This window comes from Stenotrophomonas sp. STEN021 (assembly GCF_056760175.1).
Genome location: NZ_JBRREH010000053.1, coordinates 1 through 21,147 on the forward strand (window position 1 = coordinate 1; position 21,147 = coordinate 21,147).

The window sequence follows — 21,147 nt, forward strand, 5'->3', positions numbered from 1 at the left end:
TAAATTCCGGTGTGTGTGTGGGGTGACGGGGGTAACTGGGGGGGGTGGCGCTGTGCTGCCATCATGGGGGCATTCAAGCTGGTCACGGTGTTAGTTAATTATGTCGACGGCCACCCGCCAGTGGGGGGGGGGCCTTCTTCAGCTGATCAAGGAAGACACATGAACACGCTCAAGCAACTGCGGAGTAAACCCGGGCGCCTTACGGTGGCTGGTCTGGAAGTCGGCCATCAAGCAGCCGTACTGGACAATATCCTTGCACTGCTGGACTCCTGTTCTACCTGCATCGACGACTACACCCCGATGCTCGCGGCCGCAGCCGCTGCTGGCGAATTTCAGATGCTGGCCGCCTTGCTGTTAAGCAGCCTCGACGACGAGTCGCTAACCGGCAGTGGCGCCTATCAGGCCGAAGATCAGATCGAGGTATGCCGCGATGAAATCAAGACCATTCTGCTGGTCAAGGTGCCTGAGATGGACTTGCGGCTCAGCCGCGCGGGGTCCCGCGGTGGCCGCCAATTCGTCAGAGCACATTTGGGTCTGCTGCCCAACGATGCCAGCTTTCTGTTCCTCGGAGACGGCGCCATGGAGCTCCGTCACCTGCAGGTTGTACCGGAATCGGCGGGCGAACGCTTGGAGGACCGGGGTGTCGTCAGGTACACCAGCGGTGATGTCATGACCCTACGCCGGGACAAGGACGCGTTCGATACGATATCTGTGAGCGGAACAATCTGGCTGTTACAGCTGGTAATAAACGAGCACTCCGATCTGGTTTATCACTACGATCGCGACTCGCTACAGCGCAGCGGCGTGTCTTCGGCGAATTTCCATGCCAGCCGTATGGAGTTCGCAATAGATATCTTCAAACACTTCCCTGTAGAGGGAACGCTGGACATGCTGGAACACATTTACGAATCCAGCCGTTTCTATTTCGTTCGCTGGAAGGCCGTGCAGGCGATGCTGCTTATGAACCTTCAGCGCGGCACCTGTGTGCTCATGCGCGCTAATTCGGACGAACACCCTCAGATTCGCTTAGCGGCCGATCGCACGATCCAGAACCTGCGCCTGCACGGGCATATTCAAGGAGCGCAGTAATGGCATTTTCCTGGGACCTGGAAACTGAAGAGTCGATTACGCTCGGTGACCTTGTCGAATTTCTTGATGCGCAAGGCGGCAGCGTTCTCGTTGGTGATCTTGATGCAGCAGCATTGATGCTGCGCAAGCTCTACAACAATCGTACATTCCTGTCCGAAACGCTGCTCTGGCAGCTGGCCAACCCGGCGGCGTTCTACACCATGAATCCGTACACGCCACAAGTATTCATGCTCCATCGCAGCGAACACTACTTCATCCGCGCTGCGATCTGGACGCCGCCGACGGGACGTAATGGTGAGGAGATTTTCTTCTATGAAGATCCACACGATCACAACTTCGCTCTACTGACGTTGGGCTACGAAGGCCCTGGCTACGAAACGGTGCTATTCGAGTACGATCATAAGAGCGTTGCGGGCTACGTTGGTGAAGAAGTTGATGTCCGCTTCCTGGAGCGCACGCGCCTGCTGCGTGGCCGGGTGATGTTCTACAGGGGCAGCAAGGACATCCATGTTCAGTTCCCTTCCGAGGACCTGTCCATTTCCATCAACATCGTCGTACCGCAGATGCATATGAACCAGCAGTACTCCTTCGATATGGACCTGGCGCCGGAGAACACCCGGGCGATCATTCGCGAAAACCTGGTGTTCCACACTCCTACGGTGATCAGTCGGCTGGCACACGATATGGGTGTGCCGGATGTGTCCGCCACGCTTCGCGATTACGTCGCTTCCAACGGCGATATCACCGCGCAGCGTAGTGCTGATGCTTTCATCAGGGAACTGGAAGGCGAAGCACGGGATACCGCATGACGCTGACTCAGGCATGCTCCCATGCAGGACTCTGCGGTGCTGAAGCCGTAAGGGTTGAAGACCTGCACAAGGACTTCCCAGGCCATCGGAATGCCTTGGCAGATATGTCGTTGACCGTGCGGCGAGCTGAGTCGGTTGCCATCGTAGGCCCCAATGGCTCGGGAAAATCCACTCTGTTCAAAACCATCGTGGGCCTGGTCGAGCCCACCCGGGGTCAGGTATGGCTACTAGGGAGGCCATTGGTGGGCGCAGGGCGGCGCGTTCTGGACCGCGCCGGAATTCTGCTGGAAGGGCGGGCGAATATTTACGAACGGCTGAGCATCCAGGAAAACTGTGATTATGCGTTCCGTCTGCGTGGCAAGCGGGTCGACCGGTCCTACATGCGCGCCGTGGCCGACCGGCTAGGTTTGACCGCACTGCAGCGACCGGTACGCCGGCTGTCCACGGGCAATCGCCAACGCGCCTCCCTGTTGTGTGCGTTGGTACACCGGCCTGATCTGATCATGCTCGACGAACCAACGTTGGGGCTTGATTCTGAAAGCATCCTTGCCCTGCAAGCGCTGCTGAAGGACGAACAGCGGCGCGGTGCCAGTTTGATCACCATTTCTCATGACGCCGGCTTCGTTGCGGCTACCGCAGAACGTGTAGTTGGCATGGAGGCCGGGCGCTGCGCGTTTGAACGTACTGGTTCTGCTGCCACGACCGCTATCGAACAGTTCCGCCTCACGGTGGAAGCCAACAACCCACTGCCCTCTTCCGTCATTTCAGGGCTCGCCTGCCACGATACCTTCGCCGGACAGTTGAACCAGTTGCAGGCGCTATCACGGCTCTACCCAGATCTGCGCCATGCCAGCATAACGGCGGTGACGATGGCTGATGCGGCGTTGACTGGAAAGACCGAGGATGTGCCATGACACTGCTGCGACTGTGTCAAGCAGAGGCCTTTCTGCACCTGCATCGGCAGCGTCGCTATGCCTTCGAGTTGGCGGTCAGCTCGCTGGTCCTGCTGGGTGCTTTCGCGGGGCTCGCCTATGGCATTGCTTGGCTTCCCGCTGCGGATTTCCTGCCGGCGCAGTCGTCGCTGGCACTGGGATTTGTACTTTGGAGTTTCGCAAGCGCAGCGTACAGCGGCGTGGCCGTCGAGACCGTAGGCGAGATCCATGGGCGCACGCTGGAGCAACTCTGCGTAGTGGCGCGCCCACTGCCCGTGGTACTGATCGTGCGCGGTGGCCTGCAGATCGTCGGCGCGGCGGTGGAAACGCTGGTGTTGCTGCATGTGACATTCTGGATTGTCGGATGTACGGTCGATGTTGCGATTGCCCCACTGATCACGATTCTGCTCGTGGCGGCGCCCTCTTTGGTCGGCCTTGGCTTGATCGTGAGTGGGCTGAGTGTTCTGTTCAAACAGGCTGAATCAGTCAACGCACTGATGCTGCTCGGAGTCGTTGCACTGGTGAGCGTCCCGGCCTATCCGGCGAGCGTGCTGGCAATCCTTCCCTTCAGTCACGCTGCTGCTTGGATAGTTGCCGAACAGGGTGCGCTAGCCTTGGGGGGGCAGTGGCCGCGCCTGCTGTTTGTGGCAGGCAATGCCGCGGTGTACCTGGGTGTTGGAGTGACTGTGTTTGGTATCTGCTACCGCGTAGCCCGACGACGCGGAACGCTGGGCCACGCTTGAATCAAATCTGCTGATCCTAGCTAGAACTCCCGAGCCAATTTCATGCGTGGCGCCGAAGTGCATGTGAGCGTGCCTGCTATCCGCTTCAAGCTGGCGAGAAAACGCTAGAGCTTCAGCGCGTCACGCCAGCAATCGCGATGGTTGGACTGCAGGAAATTCATCGAGCCGCTACCGCCGAATAGGCCATCGCTGCAGGGCGAGTTGTTCTAGCGGGATCTTGTTTTCCACAAACCGCTAGGTGTGTAGAGTGATGCGACCAAACGAGACTATTGTCGTAGTGCGCCAGTTGCGACGTCGCTAAGTTGGCTCTCAGTAGAGCAGGAGAGCGACATGTTAAAGAAGAACGCAGATTCAAAGAGTGTCTTCGGTGTTTCAGATTCGTCGAAGCGTCAGTTCTTGGCGAGTCTTGCATGGGGGTGGTGGTTGGTCTGGGGATGGCAAGGTTGATCAGGCTCTTTGGTTAGCTGTGCCTGCCGTAGCGATGGTGCGTAGCCAAGCTTGGAGGAACGAAGGCGAGTTTGTGGGAGCGGCGGAAGCCGCGAAGCCGACAGCAATGAAACTGCAGGCATCTTCGTACCAGGTCGATTGCGAGTTTCGCGGCTTACGCCGCTCCCACAAGGGATTGCTCGGAAAGCTCCAGGGGAGCATGGCTCCGCTCTACGGGTAGTGCGTTACGCTGTTGCCTGAATTTTGTGGGCCAAGAAACCATGCGCAGGCAATACCATTTCCGTCAGAGCGAGGCAGGTTTGTTGGCCTGGGACGTGCATCATTTGATCGCACTGAGTCGTGACCTTCCGGTTTCCTGCATCGCGCTATCAGCGGTCGCCGAGCTGGACGAAGCCTATTGGTGGGATGCCGACTCACCGCCCCAACATGCAGGCAGGTCATCGAACACATGCAGTTGGTGGAAGCAGCGGACCTGCAGTATCCGATCATCCTCTGCCCGCAGGGACGGGTGATGGATGGCATGCATCGTGTAGCCAAGGCATTGCTGCTGGGGAAGAGTGAGATAGCAGCGGTATTTTTGCCGGAGCTGCCTTCGCCGGATCATGTTGGCGTTGATCCGGACGATCTCTGCTACGACGAGATATGAGGCGAGCACATCTATCAGTCCCCACCGCCATCACCACCGCCGTCGTCGCAGGGGGCAACATCACTGCAATGACTTCCACCGGCGATGTGATTGCCAAGGATATCGCCGACCATCATGCCGGCATCAGTTGCCTGGCTGCGTGCAGCGGCAGGCGGCATGGATGTGGCAAATGCCAGGCAGAGCACGGCGCCGATGACCGGCAACATCCATATCAGGGTGACCTGCAGGAAGCGTTGGGTGTTGGTCAGCTGCTTGTTACGGAACACGAAGAAGCTTGCGGTCAGATTGAGCACTACCAGCAACAGGCCGAGGAACAGCATCCATTTCATATCATGTGCCTCTGGCGTGCTGCTGCAGATCGACGAAACAGAAAAAGCTACCTCGCACGCAATCTCTGTCTCCAGACGTCATCGAGCTAGTCCTCGATCGCCTGTTGGGATTCGAGCAGCAACAGCGGATTGCCGAACCCAGCGTTTTTGTCCAAGGTAACTACCAGCGTCAGCGGAGTCGCTGACATCACCACGCTGGGGCGAGCACGGTAAGTGAGATGATGCTCCGCTGGTGAGAGATGGGTCTCGGGTGCGGTAACGCGCACGCTGTCGCCATTGATCGTGGCACCGATCATCGTGTCGCCCCAACTGTTCTCCCGCTCAGGCTCGAAGTAGTACGCCACGCCATCCCCTGGTGACGTGGCCCAGGCGACCGCATCGCCCGTATCCTCCTGCTCGGGTGGTGCGTCAAGCCAAACCGTCATGTTGACCATGTCGAAGGCGGGCAGGCCCAGTGGTGGGAGAACTGCAAAACTGCCGTCTGGCTGCGGATGGATTTCGATTGTGAAGTTGCCCGCGGTTACTGGCTCGATAAGGCCGTCGTAGTCGCGGATTGCGGCCTCGATCTGCGACAGCGTTCCCTGCTTGACCAGAATCATCCCTTCAGTGGGCTCGAAAGCGGCAATCTGGGTGTCCCGCATTGCTTGGTTTGCCTCACAGGCGCTGATGGAGGACGCAATCAGCAGTAGAAACAGGGGGCGCATGCGCATGGGCTTCCTTTGCAAAAGTGAATTCCGTTTTTCAGCCAGTGCTGTCATACAACCGCTGCGCCGACTGGAACAAGATCCAACTCGTCGCAATGACCTTGTCTCCACCCTGCGGCCGATTGCCACGATGGGTGTGGGTGAACGCGGTCGGTGCGATCAACAGGCTGCCAGTACGCGGCACCACCTTGCGTTGCTGGAACAGGAACTCGGTCTCGCCTTCCTCGAAGCCGTCATTGAGGTAGAGCGTCCACAGCAGATGCCGGTGCAGCGTTTCGCCGCCGGGGTCGCGTGGGAACAGCTCGCAGTGCCAGTAGGGATAGCCACCCTCGCCCGCCGTATACCACTGCAGGTTGATTGCGCCAGGACGCAGGCAGGTGCGGGCGAGTTCGGATAGCGCGGCGTCGTCCATGGCGGGGAAATCCTCCGCGCTCAGTCGTCGCGCCTGGCCTTCCGCATCGGGCACCTGCAGCATCAATGGTGAAATAAGAACCTGTGGATAACGCCGCAGGTAATGCAGCATGCCGTTGAACACCGCCTGCTGCAGGCGCTGCTCTACATCGCGCCAGCCCTCGTTGCCGCTGATGCGCAGGTCGTGGCTGCGTTTGAGCTCGGGGAATACGCCACCGCCGACCTGACCGGGTTTGAGCTGGGTGCTGCGGCGCAGGCGTTCGACGATGGTGGCGCAATCGGCGGCGGTCAGTGCGTTGTCGTAGACCTCGATGAAGTCGGGCACGCTCATTGCGTGGCCTCTGCAAGCCGCGAGGAATGCGAGGCCAGCATCTGCCATTGGCCGTCGCGCAGCAGCCAGACGCGGGTGAAGCGGAACCTGCCTTCCCAGGGTTTGCCGTCGCTGATGGCGGCCTGCACGCTGGTACCGGTGATCACAGCGGTGTCGCCATGCAGGCGGACCTGCACGTCTTCGTTGTCGATGCGGGTGTTGCGGCGCTGACGGGTTGCCAGCTCATGCAGGTAGTCGGCCTTGCGTTGTACGCGGCCGTCGGAATGGGTGAGCAGCCAGTCGTCGGCCAGCAAGGGAGCGAGTGCTTTGGCGTCACCTTGCAGGCGCAGCTGATTCCATGCCGTATCGGCTTGTTCCAGCGTTGCCAGTGTTTGTGCCCAGGCCCAGCCGGGAAGCAGCAACAACAGCAGGATCAATCTGCGCATCGACGGTATCTCCGGAGAGCTAGTGTCGATGGTGGCGCGAACCGCCCTGCATGGGTAGTGCCGAGCCATGCTCGGCAGGGGCTTTCCCGGCAATGCCTGAAAGGCCTCAAAAACCGACCCCTCCCCAACTCTCCCCTTGCCTGCGGCAAAGGGAGGGGGCAGAAGCGTAGTGCCGAGCCATGCTCGGCAGGGGCTTTCCCGGTAATGCCTGAAAGGCCTCAAAAGCCAACCCCTCCCCAACCCTCCCCTTACCTGCGGCAAAGGGAGGGGGCAGAAGCTCAGCCCTGCAGGTCGTGCTCGCGGTGGTAGCGGGTGGCTTCGGCGACTTCGTTCTTCGAGCCGAGGAACACCGGTACGCGCTGGTGCAGCTGGGTCGGGGCGATGTCGAGGATGCGCTCGCGGCCATCGGTGGCGGCGCCGCCGGCCTGCTCGACCAGCAGCGACATGGGATTGGCTTCGTACATCAGGCGCAGCTTGCCTGCCTTGGACGGGTCCTTCTTGTCCCACGGGTAGATGAAGATGCCGCCGCGGGTCAGGATGCGATGCACGTCGGCCACCATCGAGGCGATCCAGCGCATGTTGAAGTCCTTGCTGCGTACGCCGTCCTTGCCGGCCAGCAGATCGGCGACGTAGCCCTGCATCGGCGCTTCCCAGTGGCGCTGGTTGGACATGTTGATGGCGAACTCCTTGGTGTCCGCCGGCACCTGCATGCCGCGCTGGGTCAGCACGAACTCGCCGGTTTCGCGGTCCAGGGTGAAGGCATGGGTGCCATGGCCCACGGTCAGGATCAGCATGGTGCTGGGCCCGTAGATGCAGTAACCGGCCGCTACCTGCTGGGTACCAGGCTGCAGGAAGTGCTCGTCGCCCGGCTTATCCACACCCTTGGGCGAGCGCAGCACCGAGAAGATGGTGCCAACCGAGACGTTGACGTCGATGTTGGAGCTGCCGTCCAGCGGATCGAACAGCAGCAGGAAATCGCCCAGCGGGTATTCCGACGGCACCGGTTGGCTGTGGTCCATTTCCTCGGAGGCGCAGGCGGCCAGGTGGCCACCCCAGGCATTGGCTTCGAGCAGGATCTCGTTGGAGATCACGTCCAGCTTCTTCTGCGCCTCACCCTGCACGTTGCCGGTGCCGGCATCGCCAAGCACGCCGCCCAGGGCGCCCTTGCTGACAGCGATCGAGATGCTGGTGCAGGCACGGGCAACCACGGCCACCAGCTGGCGCAGGTCGGCGTTGATGCGCTTGGCATGCTGTTCTTCGATCAGGAAACGGGTCAGCGATGTACGGGACATGGACGGCAACTACCTTCAGACGAAAGGGGCGCTATTGTCGCGGCTGGCTCGGCTTTTAGCGAGCCGTGGCCAGACTTTGTCTTTCTGTGGACAAATATGGACAGCACCTGCCAGTCGACGCGTTGCGCAACTGCGGTGGTGAGGAGAAGCCAGTCATGGCGGGCGCATCAGGGTTACCCACAAGTGTTTGGGGATAACTCCAGATCGGAATGAGATGTGGATAAGTCCGTGGGTATTGGCTTTATCCACAGGCCTCGTACCATTCAGGGCCTTGCTGGAGAACACGATGGATTGGAACCAGGCCACACACGGTTTGCTGACTGCCCTGGGCATCGGCCTGTTGATCGGTGCGGTGCGCGAGCGCCAACACGGTGGGCGCAAGAGCCTGCAGGCTGGCGTTCGTACGCATGCACTGTCGGCCCTGCTGGGTGCGGCGGCCTTGATGCTGGGCCAGGCGGTATTCGTGGTGGCGCTGCTGGCGGTGGCGGCGCTGGCCTGGACCAGTTACCGGGTCACCTCGCGTGAAGATCCCGGCCTGACCGGCGAGATCGCCCTGTTGATAACTGTCTTGCTGGGTGGGCTGGGCATGCAGCAGCAGGCGCTGGCTGCCGCGCTGGGTGTGGTGGTGGCGATCCTGCTGTGGGCGAAGGCGCCATTGGCGCGGCTGAGCCGGGAAGTGATCAGCGACCAGGAGGTGCGCGACGCCCTGTTGCTGGCCGCCTGTGCGCTGGTGGTGTTGCCGATGCTGCCTGACAGCGCGGTCGATCCCTGGGGCGTGCTGGTGCCGTCCAAGCTGTGGCAGATCGTGGTGCTGGTGATGGGTGTGGGCATGCTCGGCCATATCGCGCTGCGGGCGGTGGGCGCGCGCTGGGGTCTGCCGGTGGCCGGGTTCTTTTCCGGCTTTGCCTCCTCGACCGCGGCAGTGGCCGGGTTTGGCCGCAGCAGTCGCGCTGCGCCGGCCTTGGTGATGCCTTCGGTGGCGGCTGCGTTGTTGGCGAATCTAGCCTCGTTGCTGCTGTTTGCCGCCGTTATCGGCACGAGTTCGGCGATGTTGCTGAAGGCGACGGCATGGCCGCTGGCAGCAGCGTGCCTGGTTCTGCTGTTGTGCTCTGCGCTGGGGCTGCGCCATGTGGCCGATGAAGCCGTACCGCAGGGGCCGACCGGCAAGGCCTTCCAGTTGAAGCATGCCTTGCTGATAGCGCTGGTGATCGCAGTGGTGCTGCTGGTGTCTGAAGGGTTGCGGCAGATGTTCGGGCAGGCAGGTGCCCTGGCCGGGGCGACGATCGCCGCCTTGGGTGAACTGCATGCGGCGGCGGCGAGTATTGCCGGGCTCACCGCCTCCGGCGGCCTGGAGTTGGCGCAGGCGCGTTGGGGTGTGGTGGCGCTGCTGGCTTCGGCGTCGCTGGCCAAATCGGTGTTGGCGTTTGCCAGTGGTGGTGGACGTTATGGGGTTGGCGTGGCGATTGGGCTTGGGGCGATGGTGGCGGCTGCTGTGGTGGTTACCTGGGTAGTGCCGGGGTAGCTGCTGGATATCCACAGGGGCTTGTGGATAAGGCTTGGGGTAATGGCAACGGCAAGAGCTGGAGCAACGGCACCCCTCCCCAACCCTCCCCTGCGCTTTGCGCAAGGGAGGGGGCTAAGCTGCAGTTCGCGAAATGATGAGGGCTGCAGCCGTTGCCTCCTCCCTTTGCCGCAGGCAAGGGGAGGGCTGGGGAGGGGTGCTTTAAAGCTCCAAAGCCTTTACTCCACAGTCTTATCCACAATCCTCAAGCCACAAAAAAAGCCCGGGTTTCCCCGGGCTTTTCAACACATCAGCAGCAACGCTGCATCAGCCGCGGCTGACTTCGTAGACGGCCTTTGCCACGTAGTCCAGGTTGTTCTGGCTCAGCGCGGCAACGCAGATGCGGCCGGTGCCGACGGCGTAGATGCCGTAGTCGTCACGCAGCTTGTCTACCTGCGCCTTGCTCAGGCCCGAATAGGAGAACATGCCGGCCTGCTGCTGGATGAAACCGAATTCCGGCGCGCCCAGGGCGGCCAGCTTCTGCACCATGCCGGCACGCAGGGCGTGGATGCGCTCGCGCATTTCGGTCAGCTCGGCTTCCCACACGCCACGCAGTTCGCCACTGTTCAGCACGCCGGCGACCAGCGCGGCGCCGTGGGTGGACGGGCTGGAGTAGATGGTGCGGATGATGCGCTTGACCTGCGACTGCACGGCCTTGGTCGAGGTCGCGTCCGGGCCCACCACCGACAACGCACCCACGCGCTCGCCGTACAGCGAGAACGACTTGGAGTACGAGTTGGCGACGATAAAGCTGTCAATGCCGGCGTCGGCGACGATGCGCACGGCCTGACCGTCCTGCGCGATGCCCTTGTCGAAGCCCTGGTAGGCCATGTCGATGAAGGGGAACAGCTGGCGGTCCTTCATCAACGCGGCAACCTGCTTCCACTGCTCGGTGCTCAGGTCGGCGCCGGTCGGGTTGTGGCAGCAGGCGTGCAGCAGCACCACGGTGCCCGGCTGCAGCTTCTGCAGGTCGGCCAGCATGCCGGCGAAGTCCAGGCCGTGCGCGGCGTTGTCGTAATAGGTGTAATCGACCACGTCGAAACCGGCGGCGCCGAACACGGCGCGGTGGTTTTCCCAGCTCGGGTTGCTGATGGCGATGGTGGCGTGCGGCAGCAGGCGCTTCAGCAGGTCGGCGCCGACGCGCAGCGCACCGCTGCCGCCAACGGTCTGCGAGGTCGCGACGCGGCCAGCGGCCAGCAGGTCCGAAGCTTCGCCGAACACCAGCTTCTGGGTGGCCTGGGTGTAGGCCGGCAGGCCGTCGATGGGCAGGTAACCGCGCGGTTTGGCCTCGGCGGCCAGCGTCTGCTCGATCTGCTTGACGGCGCGCAGCAGCGGAATGCGGCCGCTCTCGTCGTAGTAGATGCCCACGCCAAGATTGACCTTGGTGGTGCGGCTGTCAGCGTTGTAAGCCTCGGTCAGACCCAGAATCGGGTCACCAGGAACCTGTTCGACGTTTGCAAAGAAGGACACGGCGATACTCGTATCAGTGGCGGGGAGTGGGGGGCGTTTAGCGCGGGATACAGCAACGGCGCGCTCACAACCGCATCATCCTAACAGGGCTGGAGCCCGCTGGCCGTAGGGTTTCAGCTGGAACTTCAGCGCGCAGGGCGATGTCGCGGTCAGCGCGGATCGGGGATGATGGCCAGATGCGGACTTGTAATCGGTTTTTCGTGTTCTCCGGACTGGTGCTGGCGTGGCCGGCCATGGCTGATGAGCTGCCTGCCACCACCCTGGATCGGGTGCAGGTGCAGGCCGCCAAGGTCCATGCGGTGGATGATTTCGACCTGCCCGCCTCCAGCACCACGCTGACGCTGGACGCCGACGGCAATGGCCGCGGCGCGCAGCTTTCCGAAGTGCTGGGCGCGGTGCCCGGTCTGCTGGCACGGGATCGGCAGAATTACGCCCAGGACACCCAGCTGTCGCTGCGCGGCTTTGGCGCGCGCTCCACCTTTGGTGTGCGCGGGGTGCGGCTGCTGGTCGACGGGGTGCCGGCGACCATGCCCGATGGCCAGGGCCAGCTCTCCCACTTCAACGTATTCGGCGCTGACCGGGTGGAGGTGCTGCGCGGGCCGTTCTCGGCGCTGTACGGCAATTCCTCCGGCGGCGTGCTGCAGCTGTGGAGCGCGGACGGGCAGGACGGCGATCCGTGGCGGCTGCGCAGCAGCCTTGGCAGCAACAACACCTCCAGCACCGGCGTGCAGCTCAAGGGCCTGGCCGGGGCAATGCACTACAACGTGGCGGCCAATCACTTCCGTACCGATGGCTGGCGCGCGCACAGCGCCGCGCGGCGGGAATCGGTGAATGCGCGTTTGGGCTTCGAGCTGGAGGCCGGCCAGCGGCTGGAGCTGCTGTTCAACGGCTTTGATGCGCCACATGCACAGGATCCACTGGGCCTGAGTCGTGAACAGGTACGCGACAACCCGCGCCAGGCCACGGCGGTCGCCACCCAGTACAACACCCGCAAATCGGTGCGGCAGACCCAGCTTGGTGCGGTCTACAGCGCCGAGCGTGGCCAGCAGACCTGGCGGCTGATGGGCTATGCCGGGCAACGTGCGGTGGAGCAGTTCCTGGCGATTCCGCCGGGGCCGCAGAACAGTCCGCTGCATTCCGGCGGGGTGATTGATCTGGACAGCGATTACGGCGGCCTGGACGCGCGCTGGGCCTGGCATGGGCAACTGGCGGGCAAGCCGCTGGAGCTGGTGATTGGGGCAAATGCCGACCGACAGCAGCAGCACCGGACCGGCTACGAGAACTTCATCGGCAGCACCCTCGGCATCAAGGGCCGGCTGCGCCGCGACCAGAACGACCGCGTGCAGAACATCGATCAGTTCGCGCAGGCCTGGTGGCAGTTCAGTCCGCGCTGGTCGGCATTGCTGGGTGCGCGCCATAGCGAAGTGCAGTTCCGTTCGCGCGACCGCTATATCACCGCCACCAATCCCGACGACAGCGGCAGCCGCGATTACTCGGCGACTACGCCGGTGGCGGGCCTGGTGTTCCGCGCCAGTGACGAGCTGCGTCTCTACGCCTCGGCCGGGCGCGGTTTTGAAACGCCGACCTTCAATGAGCTGGGTTATCGCGCTGACGGTGGTGCCGGTCTGGCGCTGGACCTGGCTGCAGGCAGCACCCGCAACTACGAGATCGGCAGCAAATGGCGGGCGCAGAGCGGTGCACGGCTGGAGCTGGCGCTGTTCCGCGCCGACAGCGATGACGAGTTGGCCGTGGCGACCAATAGTGGTGGCCGTAGCAGCTACCGCAACATCGGCGCGACCCGGCGCCAGGGCGCGGAACTGAGCTGGCAGCAGCCGATTGCCGCCGATCAGCAGCTGCAGCTGGCTTACACCTGGCTGCAGGCAACGGTGCGTGAGGGATATCTGACCTGCACCGGCCTGCCCTCGCCCTGCACCCAGCCCAGCAACCTGGTAGCGGCGGGCACCAGATTGCCGGGTGTGCCACGCCAGCAGCTGTTCGCGCGCTGGCAATGGCAGCCGGGGCCATGGCAGTGGGCGGCTGAAGTGGTGGCTGCCAGCGACATCGGCGTCAACGATCTGGGCAGCGCCAACGCAGCCGGCTATGGCCTGCTGAACCTGGAGATGGCGCGGCAATGGGCTACCGCACACGGTCCGCTGCGGGCGTTCGCGCGCGTGGATAACCTGCTGGACCAGCGCTATATCGGCTCGGTGATCGTCAACGACGGCAACCAGCGCTATTACGAACCGGGCCCGGACCGCGCCTTCACCGTGGGCCTGCAGTGGCAATGGGCGCGGTGAATAGCCTCGCCGCCAGCTGAGCGTGCGCACCTGGCCCCCTCCCTTTCGCGTAGCGAAGGGGAGGGTTGGGGAGGGTTGGGGAGGGGGGCTTCTGCTTCTGCCGTCGCACCTAGCCCAACAACCACCTGAACACCCCGCTCACCCCCAACTAACGGCCCCCAGCGTAACTGTGAGCGCCCAACAGGGAGGGTTGCGCCATGTACCGCCCCGATCGCATCGAACAGCCCGTTGCACCAACCTTGTTTGGTGCCGATCCCAAGGTGACGCGGCGTGGCCGGCTAAGGCGCAGCCAGCACGCAGCTGACGAAGTGGCGCAGGATTTCGTCCAGTACAGCCTGGATGACTACGCACGTCGTCGTCGTGGCGCTCGCGGTTGGCTGGATCTGCAGCCAGCCTATGCATTTGCGCTGGCAACGCATGCAGCGGATTGGCCGCGTGGCAGTGGCGATACCGAGGTGGAACTTGCCGAACATTGGGAACAGGCACGCGGCGGCTCACGATTGCGCTGGGAGCAGGTACGGGACCTGGTCGAAGACGCATGGCTGGCACTGGACCGCATGCCGGTGGCGGCGGTGCACATACGCTAGGAAGTGCCTGGGGTGTTGCTTGTGGGAGCGGCGTCAGCCGCGAAGCTGGCAATGCTTGGTTATCGATTGAGATGCAATCTGACGTTGCGTGAGCTCAGCGGCTTTGCTGCCCCCCTCTCCTGCCTTCGGCACGCAGCTGTTTTGTAGGAGCGGCGTCAGCCGCGAAGCTGGCAATGCCTGGCTACCGATGGGTATGTAATCTGGAGGTGCATGAGCTCTTGCGGCTTCGCCGCACCCTCTCCTGCCTTCGGCATCCTCTCCCGCAAGGGGAGAGGAGAAAAGCAAGAGCCAAAGCCAAAGCCAAAGCCAAAGCCCTCAAAGCAACCCGACCAGCACACCCCGGGGGAGGTGCGGATGTGCTGGCCGGCTGCGGTCAGGCGTTGAAATCCAATACAACGCGGCCTTCAATCGCACCTTCATGCATGCGCTTGAACACGTCGTTGATGTTCTCCAGCTTGTCGGTGCTTACCGTCGCGGCGACCTTGCCGTCGGCAGCGAACTGCAGCGATTCCTGCAGGTCCAGGCGGGTGCCGACGATGGAGCCACGCACGGTGATGCCATTGAGCACCATGCCGAAGATGTCCAACGGGAAGTCACCCGGCGGCAGACCATTCAAGGACACCGTGCCACCACGCCGCACCATGCCAAGCGCCTGCTCGAAGGCCTTGGGTGATACCGCTGTCACCAGGGCACCATGTGCGCCGCCGATTTCCTTCTTCAGGAACGCAGCCGGATCGGTGTTGCGAGCATTGACGGTGATGCTGGCACCCAGACGTTTGGCCAGGGCCAGTTTGTTGTCGTCGATATCTACCGCTGCCACGTTCAAGCCCATCGCCTTGGCGTACTGCACCGCCATGTGGCCGAGGCCACCAATGCCGGAAATCGCCACCCAGTCGCCGGGTTTGGTGTCGGTGACCTTCAGGCCCTTGTAGACGGTGACACCGGCGCACAGGACCGGTGCGATCTCGACGAAGCCCACTTCCTTGGGCAGATGGCCGACGTAGTTGGCGTTGGCCAAGGCGTACTCGGCGAAACCGCCATTCACAGAATAACCGCTGTTCTGCTGCGCTTCGCACAGGGTTTCCCAGCCGCCCAGACAGTGCTCGCAATAACCGCAGGCCGAATACAGCCAAGGAATGCCTACCCGGTCGCCTTCCTTGATGTGGGTAACGCCCGCACCTACCGCAACCACGTGACCGACGCCTTCATGGCCGGGAATGAACGGGGGATTGGGCTTCACCGGCCAGTCGCCTTCGGCAGCGTGCAGGTCGGTGTGGCAGACGCCACAGGCCTCGATCTTGACCAGGATGTCGCCAGCGGCCGGGCGTGGCACGGTGACCTCTTCGATCACCAGCGGCTTGCCGAATTCGCGGACTACTGCCGCCTTCATCGTCTTGTCCATCAATCGATCTCCTTTGCGGGGGATAAGTCCAGCTTGGCGCCAAGCGTGGCCAGGCGCCTTGATCCAGATCACGCCCGTCTATTCAGCAACGGGCGCATCCGGGCCTGGTTCAGAAAAAGCCCAATTTCTTCGGTGAATAGCTGACCAGCAGGTTCTTGGTCTGCTGGTAGTGGTCGAGCATCATCTTGTGGTTCTCGCGGCCGATGCCCGACTGCTTGTAGCCACCGAACGCGGCATGTGCCGGATAGGCGTGATAGCAATTGGTCCACACCCGTCCAGCCTGTATCGCACGGCCCATGCGGTAGAGGCGTGAAGCGTCGCGGCTCCACAGGCCGGCACCGAGGCCGTACAGCGTGTCATTGGCGATCTCGAGCGCTTCCTCTTCGGTCTTGAAGGTGGTCACCGACACCACCGGCCCGAAGATCTCCTCCTGGAACACGCGCATCTTGTTGTGGCCCTTGAACACCGTCGGCTTCACGTAGAAGCCATCGGCCAGGTCGCCGCCGAGCTGGTTCTGCTCGCCACCGATCAGCACTTCGGCACCCTCGGCCTTGCCGATCTCGATGTAGGACAGGATCTTCTGCAGCTGCTCCTGTGAGGCCTGCGCACCAACCATGGTGTTGGGGTCCAGTGGATTGCCCTGCTTGATCGCCGCCACCCGTGCCAGCGCACGCTCCATGAACTTCTCATAGATCGACTCCTGGATCAGCACCCGCGACGGACAGGTGCAGACCTCGCCCTGGTTGAAGGCGAACATCACGAATCCTTCCACCGCCTTGTCGAGGAAATCATCGTCCTCGGCCATCACGTCGGCGAAGAAGATGTTCGGCGACTTGCCACCCAGGTCCAGCGTTACCGGTATCAGGTTCTGGCTGGCGTACTGCATGATCAGCCGGCCAGTGCTGGTCTCGCCGGTGAAGGCGATCTTGGCGATGCGCGGGCTGCTGGCCAACGGCTTGCCCGCTTCAAGGCCGAAGCCGTTGACGATGTTGAGCACGCCCGGCGGCAGCAGGTCGCCGATCACTTCCATCAACACCAGGATCGAGGCCGGGGTCTGCTCGGCCGGCTTCAGCACCACGCAGTTGCCGGCGGCCAGTGCCGGTGCCAGCTTCCACGCCGCCATCAGCAGCGGGAAGTTCCACGGGATGATCTGCCCGACCACGCCCAGCGGCTCGTGGAAGTGATAGGCCACGGTGTCGTTGTCGATCTGCGACAGGCTGCCTTCCTGCGCGCGCAAGGCGCCGGCGAAATAGCGGAAGTGATCGGCCATCAACGGCACGTCGGCGTTGAGCGTCTCGCGGATCGGCTTGCCGTTGTCCCAGGTTTCGGCATGGGCGATCAGCTCGAGGTTTTCCTCGATGCGATCAGCGATGCGGTTGAGGATGTTGGCGCGCTCGGTGGTCGAGCGCTTGCCCCAGGCGTCCTTGGCGGCGTGGGCGGCATCCAGTGCCAGCTCCACGTCCTCGGCATTGGAGCGCGCCACCTGGGTGAAGACCTTGCCGGTGACCGGCGTGGTGTTGTCGAAATACTGGCCACTGCGCGGGGCCACCCATTCACCGCCGATGTAGTTGCCGTAGCGGGCTTTGAACAGGGACTGCGGTTCGGTGGCATGCGGTTTGGCGGACAGGACTGCGTTCATCTGTGGAATCTCCGGTTCAGCGGTGTGTGGGCCGCGTGTGTGGCGGTGGCTACAACAGGCGCAAGAGCGATGCCAAGTTCCGCCTGTTGCGTTGCGGCACGATGAAACGCCATTGACCACGGAGGCATGGCGGCAGATTTGCTGCGCTGCGAAATCGCAGGTGATTGCAGCGCCCGCGCGGGTGTGGTGTTAATCGGAACAGTGGTTTGAACAGCTGTCGCAAAATGCGACACAGGAGCGCTCATGGCACTGGCACTGCAGCATCGCGTGGGCAACGCCCGCCGCTCGTTCTTCGAGCGCGGCACCACGCCCGTGGGCACCGTGCCCGACACCATCCTGCAGTCGTGGCGGCGCTGCCAGCGCAGCGGCCTGCTGGTGGATGCCGAACCTGCGCTGGAGCCCCTGCCCGGCCACAACCTGCGTGAACTGCGCGAGCGCCATGAGCGCTTGTGGCGGCTGGCGCGCGCCGAGCTGGATGGGCTGGCCGCACACACCGCCAGCACCGGCAGCATCGTGCTGCTGACCGATGAGAGCGGCTGGATTCTCAATGCCGAGGGCAGCGCCGGCTTCCTCGACAAGGCCGGGCGCGTGGCCTTGATGCCGGGTGTGTGCTGGAGCGAATCGGCGGTGGGCACCAATGCCATCGGCACCGCGATCGTGGAAGGCCGCGCGGTGGAAGTCCGCGGTGGCGAACACTACTTCGCCCCGCACGGCATCCTCAGCTGCTCGGCCATGCCCATCCACGATCCACACGGGCAATTGGCGGGCGTGCTCGACATCAGCGGTCCTGCCAGCGTGCAGCAGATGCATGCGATGGGCCTGGCGCGGTTGGCTGCCAATCGCATCGAGCACCGCTACTTCGAGAATGGTCTTGGCGATTGCGAACTATTACGCCTGCACCACGACCGCACCTTGCTGGGCACCGCAGGCGAAGCCGTGCTTGGCTTCCGCAATGGCCGCCTGGTGGCCGCCAATGGCGTCGGCCTGCATCTGTTCGGCCTGGAACGTGGCGATATCGGCCGCGCTTCCTATGAAGCGTTGTTCGAGATGCCGCTGTCGCGGATGCGCGATGAAGGCATGTTGCAGGATCGCAGTGGTCGCGTGCTGCATGGCCAACTGGATGCGCAAGCACCCGCAGCGCGCACGCGGACGACCAGCGTAGCGCAAGCACTGGCGCGACCATTGCCAACCACCGTCGCTGCACCTGCAGTGGTGTTCGATGCAGGCCAGCGCGAACAGCTGTTGCGTGCCGGCCGCGTGCTGGAAGCGGGTTTGCCAGTGTTGCTGCAGGGTGAAACCGGCACCGGCAAGGAAGTGGCGGCGCGCGCGCTGCATGCGCAGGGCAGCCGCAGCAGCAAACCTTTCGTCGCGGTGAACTGCGCGGCCTTGCCGGAAGGACTGATTGAAGCCGAACTGTTTGGTTATGAGGAAGGTGCCTTCACCGGCGCGCGTCGACAAGGCAGCCAGGGCCTGCTGCGACAGGCGCAGGGAGGCGTCTTGTTCCTCGATGAAATTGGCGACATGCCGCTGGCGCTGCAGCCGCGCCTGCTGCGCGTACTACAGGACCGCGAGCTGTCACCGTTGGGCGGCGGCAAGCCGGTCAAGCTGGATTTCATGCTGATCTGCGCCACCCATTGCGATCTGCAGCAGGCGATGGACGAAGGGCGTTTCCGTTCAGATCTGTACTACCGCATTGCTGATCACGTGATGCGACTGTCGCCGCTGCGTGAGGCGCAGAACCGCGCGCAGCTGCTGCAGGCGATGTGGCAGCACTTGGCGCAGGGGCGGGTGTTGAGTGTGGAAGCAGAGCATGCGCTGGTTGCGTACGACTGGCCGGGCAATCTGCGCCAGCTTGCGGCCTGTCTGCGCACTTTGGTGGCGTTGACCGAGCCGGGTGCGGTGATTGATAGGGAGCTGCTGCCGGAGTATCTGCATCAGGCTGCGCGACGTGTTGCTGCTGCGCGGGTGGTGGATGGCAGCCTGCAGGAGCTGGCTTTGGATGTGATGCGGCAGACCTTGGCGGCCTGCGATGGGAATGTCAGCTTGGCAGCAAAAAGGTTGGGGGTTAACCGCAGTACCTTGTATCGGCGGTTGAAGCTCTGAAGCTGAGCAACAGCAACAGCAACAGCAACAGCAACAGCAACAGCAACAGCAACAGCAACAGCAACAGCAACGGCACCCCTCCCCGGCCCTCCCCTGCGCGTTGCGCAAGGGAGGGGGGGGCGTGCGGCCTGCAGCATTCCGCGCAATTGCAGCTTCAGCCCCCTCCCTTTGCCGAAGGCAAGGGGAGGGTTGGGGAGGGGTCAGCTTTTGATCTTGATCTAATCCCCAATCCCGGCATCAACCCGGCAAAACAGCCGCCGCCCGCGCAAGCTTCTCAATCCCCGCCCAATCACGCGCCTGCAACAGCTCACGCGTGGTCAACCACGAACCACCCACGCACAGCACATTCGGCAGATGCAGGAACTGCGAGGCAGTCTGCGCGCTGATGCCACCGGTCGGGCAGAAACGCACATCACCGAACGGGCCATTCCACGCCGACAACATCGCTACACCGCCAGCCTGCACAGCCGGGAAGAACTTGAACGTATCCAGGCCGTGTTCCAGGCCGCGCATCAGCTCGGACGAGGTCGCAACGCCAGGCAGGAACGGCAGATCAGTATCGCGTGCCGCCGCATACAGCGTGTCGGTGGCACCCGGTGACACCGCAAAACGGCCACCGACCGACTTCAGCTTCTCCATCTGCGCCGGGGTCAGCACGGTGCCGGCACCAACCACTGCATCCGGCACGGCCTCGACCATGGCCTTGATCGCATCCATCGCGTTTGCGGTGCGCAGGGTGACTTCGATCACCGGCAGACCGCCGTTGAACAGGGCCTGCGCGACCTGCACCGCATCGTCGACATTGTCGGGAGTGAACACCGGAATCACCGGGGCCAGTTTGAGCACAGCGCGTACGCGCGGATCAGCGCCGGACATCGAACTTTCCTTCGCCCATCAGGGCCATGACGTCGGCTACGCCGACTGGGTTGAAATCACCGGGAATGGAATGCTTCAGGCAGCCAGCGGCAAGGCCGAAGCGGATCGTGGTTTCCGCATCCATGCCTTCGATAAGGCCGTGCAGCACGCCGGCCGCGAACGCGTCACCACCGCCGATGCGATCGACGATATCGGTCAGCTCTTCGGCTGGTGCCAATGCGCGGGTGCCATCACGGTCGAGCAGCATCGCGCCCAGCGAATGGTGGCCGACGCTGTGCGCTGTGCGCTGCGTGCAGGCCATGTACTGCAGGCGCGGGAAGGCCGCAAATGCCATCGCTGCCGCGGCATCGACGCGCGCCTGCGGTTCGGGCTGGTTGAACTCGCCGCCCAGCACCACACCGATGTCGCGGTAGTCGGCAAATACGATGTGCGCGCAGTCAAACAGATCATGCAGGATCGCCTTGGCGTCGCCGCCCCAACGCTCCCACAGCTTGGGCCGGAAATTGCCGTCGAAGGAGACCTTGATGCCGCGCTCATTGGCGGCGCGTGCGGCGGCCAGGGTGGCCTGTGCGGCTTCCATGCCCAGGGCAGGACTGACCCCGGACAGGTGCAGCCACTGCGCGCCCTGCAGCAGCGCCGGCCAGTCGTAGCTGTCGGCATGGGCACTGGCAAAGGCCGAATCAGCACGGTCATAGACCACTTCGCTGGGCCGGTGGCCGGCGCCGGTGGTCAGGAAGTACAGGCCCATGCGGCCGTCGCTGCGGCGCACGCGCGAGGTGTCCACGCCATGACGGCGCAGTTCGCCAGCCACCGCAGCACCCAGCGGGTTGTCGGCGACCACGCTGATCATCGCCACGTCGTGGCCGAAATGCGCCAGCGACACGCCGACGTTGGCCTCGGCACCGCCGGCATGCACGTCCAGGCTGGGGGACTGCAGCAGCAACTGGTTGCCGGGCGCGCCAAGGCGCAGCAGCAGTTCACCAAAACAGACAACACGGGGGGAAATCATCGCCATTCCTGTCTCCTCGTCGATCGGCGCGCATCATGGCACGGT

General features: G+C 63.2%; 18 protein-coding genes and 1 pseudogene. 9 read left to right on the forward strand and 10 right to left on the reverse strand.

The genetic code is table 11. From position 1 onward, the window contains the following. The first annotated feature begins 159 nt into the window (after positions 1–159). The 5 genes from ACVOL0_RS12445 to ACVOL0_RS12465 all read left to right on the forward strand — a co-directional run bounded on the left by ACVOL0_RS12445 (position 160) and on the right by ACVOL0_RS12465 (position 4,666). The gene (locus ACVOL0_RS12445; RefSeq protein WP_481549389.1) at positions 160–1,089 is read left to right on the forward strand and encodes a hypothetical protein; all 930 of its coding nucleotides are present in this window, start codon (positions 160–162) and stop codon (positions 1,087–1,089) included. Then, positions 1,089–1,898 (forward strand): hypothetical protein, encoded by an 810-nt coding sequence (locus tag ACVOL0_RS12450; RefSeq protein WP_481549390.1) that lies wholly within the window; start codon positions 1,089–1,091, stop codon positions 1,896–1,898. Before ACVOL0_RS12445 ends, ACVOL0_RS12450 begins: the two co-directional genes overlap by 1 nt. Continuing rightward, complete coding sequence (locus tag ACVOL0_RS12455) at positions 1,895–2,812, forward strand: ABC transporter ATP-binding protein (protein WP_481549391.1); 918 nt, start codon at positions 1,895–1,897, stop codon at positions 2,810–2,812. Before ACVOL0_RS12450 ends, ACVOL0_RS12455 begins: the two co-directional genes overlap by 4 nt. Next, positions 2,809–3,573 carry a hypothetical protein gene (locus tag ACVOL0_RS12460; protein WP_481549392.1) on the forward strand — a complete coding sequence of 255 codons (765 nt, stop codon included), beginning with the start codon at positions 2,809–2,811 and terminating at the stop codon, positions 3,571–3,573. Before ACVOL0_RS12455 ends, ACVOL0_RS12460 begins: the two co-directional genes overlap by 4 nt. 895 nt (positions 3,574–4,468) lie before the next feature. Continuing rightward, positions 4,469–4,666: a hypothetical protein gene (locus tag ACVOL0_RS12465; RefSeq protein ID WP_481549393.1), complete on the forward strand. Its 198-nt coding sequence runs from the start codon at positions 4,469–4,471 to the stop codon at positions 4,664–4,666. Positions 4,667–4,680: 14 nt separating this feature from the next. Here the strand turns inward: ACVOL0_RS12465 and ACVOL0_RS12470 are convergent, their stop codons facing one another. From ACVOL0_RS12470 to ACVOL0_RS12490, 5 genes are all read right to left on the reverse strand, one after another. After that, positions 4,681–4,995 (reverse strand): hypothetical protein, encoded by a 315-nt coding sequence (locus ACVOL0_RS12470; protein WP_481549394.1) that lies wholly within the window; start codon positions 4,993–4,995, stop codon positions 4,681–4,683. An 86-nt stretch (positions 4,996–5,081) separates the two neighbouring features. Further along, positions 5,082–5,753, reverse strand: a complete 672-nt coding sequence (locus ACVOL0_RS12475) for a hypothetical protein (protein ID WP_481549395.1) — start codon at positions 5,751–5,753, stop codon at positions 5,082–5,084. Beyond that, entirely contained in the window at positions 5,737–6,441 is a 705-nt protein-coding gene (locus ACVOL0_RS12480; RefSeq protein WP_481549396.1) for a 2OG-Fe(II) oxygenase, read from the reverse strand. Before ACVOL0_RS12480 ends, ACVOL0_RS12475 begins: the two co-directional genes overlap by 17 nt. Beyond that, positions 6,438–6,866 carry a nuclear transport factor 2 family protein gene (locus tag ACVOL0_RS12485; protein ID WP_481549397.1) on the reverse strand — a complete coding sequence of 143 codons (429 nt, stop codon included), beginning with the start codon at positions 6,864–6,866 and terminating at the stop codon, positions 6,438–6,440. Before ACVOL0_RS12485 ends, ACVOL0_RS12480 begins: the two co-directional genes overlap by 4 nt. Before the next feature lie 278 nt (positions 6,867–7,144). After that, positions 7,145–8,158 carry a class 1 fructose-bisphosphatase gene (locus ACVOL0_RS12490; RefSeq protein ID WP_481549398.1) on the reverse strand — a complete coding sequence of 338 codons (1,014 nt, stop codon included), beginning with the start codon at positions 8,156–8,158 and terminating at the stop codon, positions 7,145–7,147. Between the two features lie 286 nt (positions 8,159–8,444). Between ACVOL0_RS12490 and ACVOL0_RS12495 the strand changes: the two genes are divergently transcribed. Then, entirely contained in the window at positions 8,445–9,680 is a 1,236-nt protein-coding gene (locus tag ACVOL0_RS12495; protein WP_481549399.1) for an MgtC/SapB family protein, read from the forward strand. Between the two features lie 306 nt (positions 9,681–9,986). Here ACVOL0_RS12495 and ACVOL0_RS12500 read toward each other — a convergent pair whose 3' ends face one another. Further along, positions 9,987–11,189 carry an amino acid aminotransferase gene (locus ACVOL0_RS12500; RefSeq protein WP_481549400.1) on the reverse strand — a complete coding sequence of 401 codons (1,203 nt, stop codon included), beginning with the start codon at positions 11,187–11,189 and terminating at the stop codon, positions 9,987–9,989. Between the two features lie 165 nt (positions 11,190–11,354). On the opposite strand from ACVOL0_RS12500, the pseudogene ACVOL0_RS12505 reads away from it, so the two are divergent. Together ACVOL0_RS12505 and ACVOL0_RS12510 are read left to right on the forward strand one after the other, a co-directional pair. After that, positions 11,355–13,486, forward strand: a pseudogene (locus ACVOL0_RS12505) (TonB-dependent receptor family protein). A gap of 197 nt (positions 13,487–13,683) precedes the next feature. Next, on the forward strand, positions 13,684–14,073 hold the full coding sequence (locus ACVOL0_RS12510) for a hypothetical protein (protein WP_481549401.1): 390 nt from the start codon (positions 13,684–13,686) through the stop codon (positions 14,071–14,073). Positions 14,074–14,446: 373 nt separating this feature from the next. On the opposite strand, the gene adhP is transcribed toward ACVOL0_RS12510, so the two are convergent. Beyond that, entirely contained in the window at positions 14,447–15,475 is a 1,029-nt protein-coding gene (adhP, locus tag ACVOL0_RS12515; protein WP_481549402.1) for an alcohol dehydrogenase AdhP, read from the reverse strand. A 109-nt stretch (positions 15,476–15,584) separates the two neighbouring features. Beyond that, positions 15,585–17,114 carry an aldehyde dehydrogenase gene (gene adh / locus ACVOL0_RS12520; RefSeq protein WP_481549403.1) on the reverse strand — a complete coding sequence of 510 codons (1,530 nt, stop codon included), beginning with the start codon at positions 17,112–17,114 and terminating at the stop codon, positions 15,585–15,587. Between the two features lie 243 nt (positions 17,115–17,357). Between adh and ACVOL0_RS12525 the strand changes: the two genes are divergently transcribed. Next, positions 17,358–19,217: a sigma-54-dependent Fis family transcriptional regulator gene (locus ACVOL0_RS12525; RefSeq protein ID WP_481549404.1), complete on the forward strand. Its 1,860-nt coding sequence runs from the start codon at positions 17,358–17,360 to the stop codon at positions 19,215–19,217. A 237-nt stretch (positions 19,218–19,454) separates the two neighbouring features. Here ACVOL0_RS12525 and eda read toward each other — a convergent pair whose 3' ends face one another. Then, complete coding sequence (gene eda / locus ACVOL0_RS12530; protein WP_481549405.1) at positions 19,455–20,093, reverse strand: bifunctional 4-hydroxy-2-oxoglutarate aldolase/2-dehydro-3-deoxy-phosphogluconate aldolase; 639 nt, start codon at positions 20,091–20,093, stop codon at positions 19,455–19,457. Further along, positions 20,080–21,102 carry a sugar kinase gene (locus ACVOL0_RS12535; protein ID WP_481549406.1) on the reverse strand — a complete coding sequence of 341 codons (1,023 nt, stop codon included), beginning with the start codon at positions 21,100–21,102 and terminating at the stop codon, positions 20,080–20,082. The genes eda and ACVOL0_RS12535 overlap by 14 nt, the downstream gene beginning before the upstream one ends. Between the last annotated feature and the right edge of the window lie 45 nt (positions 21,103–21,147).

Bases quoted from the DNA above. Each gene is read 5' to 3' on its own strand.
- ACVOL0_RS12445 (WP_481549389.1), top strand. From the start codon at position 160: ATGAACACGCTCAAGCAACTGCGGAGTAAACCCGGGCGCCTTACGGTG.
- ACVOL0_RS12450 (WP_481549390.1), top strand. From the start codon at position 1,089: ATGGCATTTTCCTGGGACCTGGAAACTGAAGAGTCGATTACGCTCGGT.
- ACVOL0_RS12455 (WP_481549391.1), top strand. From the start codon at position 1,895: ATGACGCTGACTCAGGCATGCTCCCATGCAGGACTCTGCGGTGCTGAA.
- ACVOL0_RS12460 (WP_481549392.1), top strand. From the start codon at position 2,809: ATGACACTGCTGCGACTGTGTCAAGCAGAGGCCTTTCTGCACCTGCAT.
- ACVOL0_RS12465 (WP_481549393.1), top strand. From the start codon at position 4,469: ATGCAGTTGGTGGAAGCAGCGGACCTGCAGTATCCGATCATCCTCTGC.
- ACVOL0_RS12470 (WP_481549394.1), bottom strand. From the start codon at position 4,995: ATGAAATGGATGCTGTTCCTCGGCCTGTTGCTGGTAGTGCTCAATCTG.
- ACVOL0_RS12475 (WP_481549395.1), bottom strand. From the start codon at position 5,753: ATGACAGCACTGGCTGAAAAACGGAATTCACTTTTGCAAAGGAAGCCC.
- ACVOL0_RS12480 (WP_481549396.1), bottom strand. From the start codon at position 6,441: ATGAGCGTGCCCGACTTCATCGAGGTCTACGACAACGCACTGACCGCC.
- ACVOL0_RS12485 (WP_481549397.1), bottom strand. From the start codon at position 6,866: ATGCGCAGATTGATCCTGCTGTTGTTGCTGCTTCCCGGCTGGGCCTGG.
- ACVOL0_RS12490 (WP_481549398.1), bottom strand. From the start codon at position 8,158: ATGTCCCGTACATCGCTGACCCGTTTCCTGATCGAAGAACAGCATGCC.
- ACVOL0_RS12495 (WP_481549399.1), top strand. From the start codon at position 8,445: ATGGATTGGAACCAGGCCACACACGGTTTGCTGACTGCCCTGGGCATC.
- ACVOL0_RS12510 (WP_481549401.1), top strand. From the start codon at position 13,684: ATGTACCGCCCCGATCGCATCGAACAGCCCGTTGCACCAACCTTGTTT.
- adhP (WP_481549402.1), bottom strand. From the start codon at position 15,475: ATGGACAAGACGATGAAGGCGGCAGTAGTCCGCGAATTCGGCAAGCCG.
- adh (WP_481549403.1), bottom strand. From the start codon at position 17,114: ATGAACGCAGTCCTGTCCGCCAAACCGCATGCCACCGAACCGCAGTCC.
- ACVOL0_RS12525 (WP_481549404.1), top strand. From the start codon at position 17,358: ATGGCACTGGCACTGCAGCATCGCGTGGGCAACGCCCGCCGCTCGTTC.
- eda (WP_481549405.1), bottom strand. From the start codon at position 20,093: ATGTCCGGCGCTGATCCGCGCGTACGCGCTGTGCTCAAACTGGCCCCG.
- ACVOL0_RS12535 (WP_481549406.1), bottom strand. From the start codon at position 21,102: ATGATTTCCCCCCGTGTTGTCTGTTTTGGTGAACTGCTGCTGCGCCTT.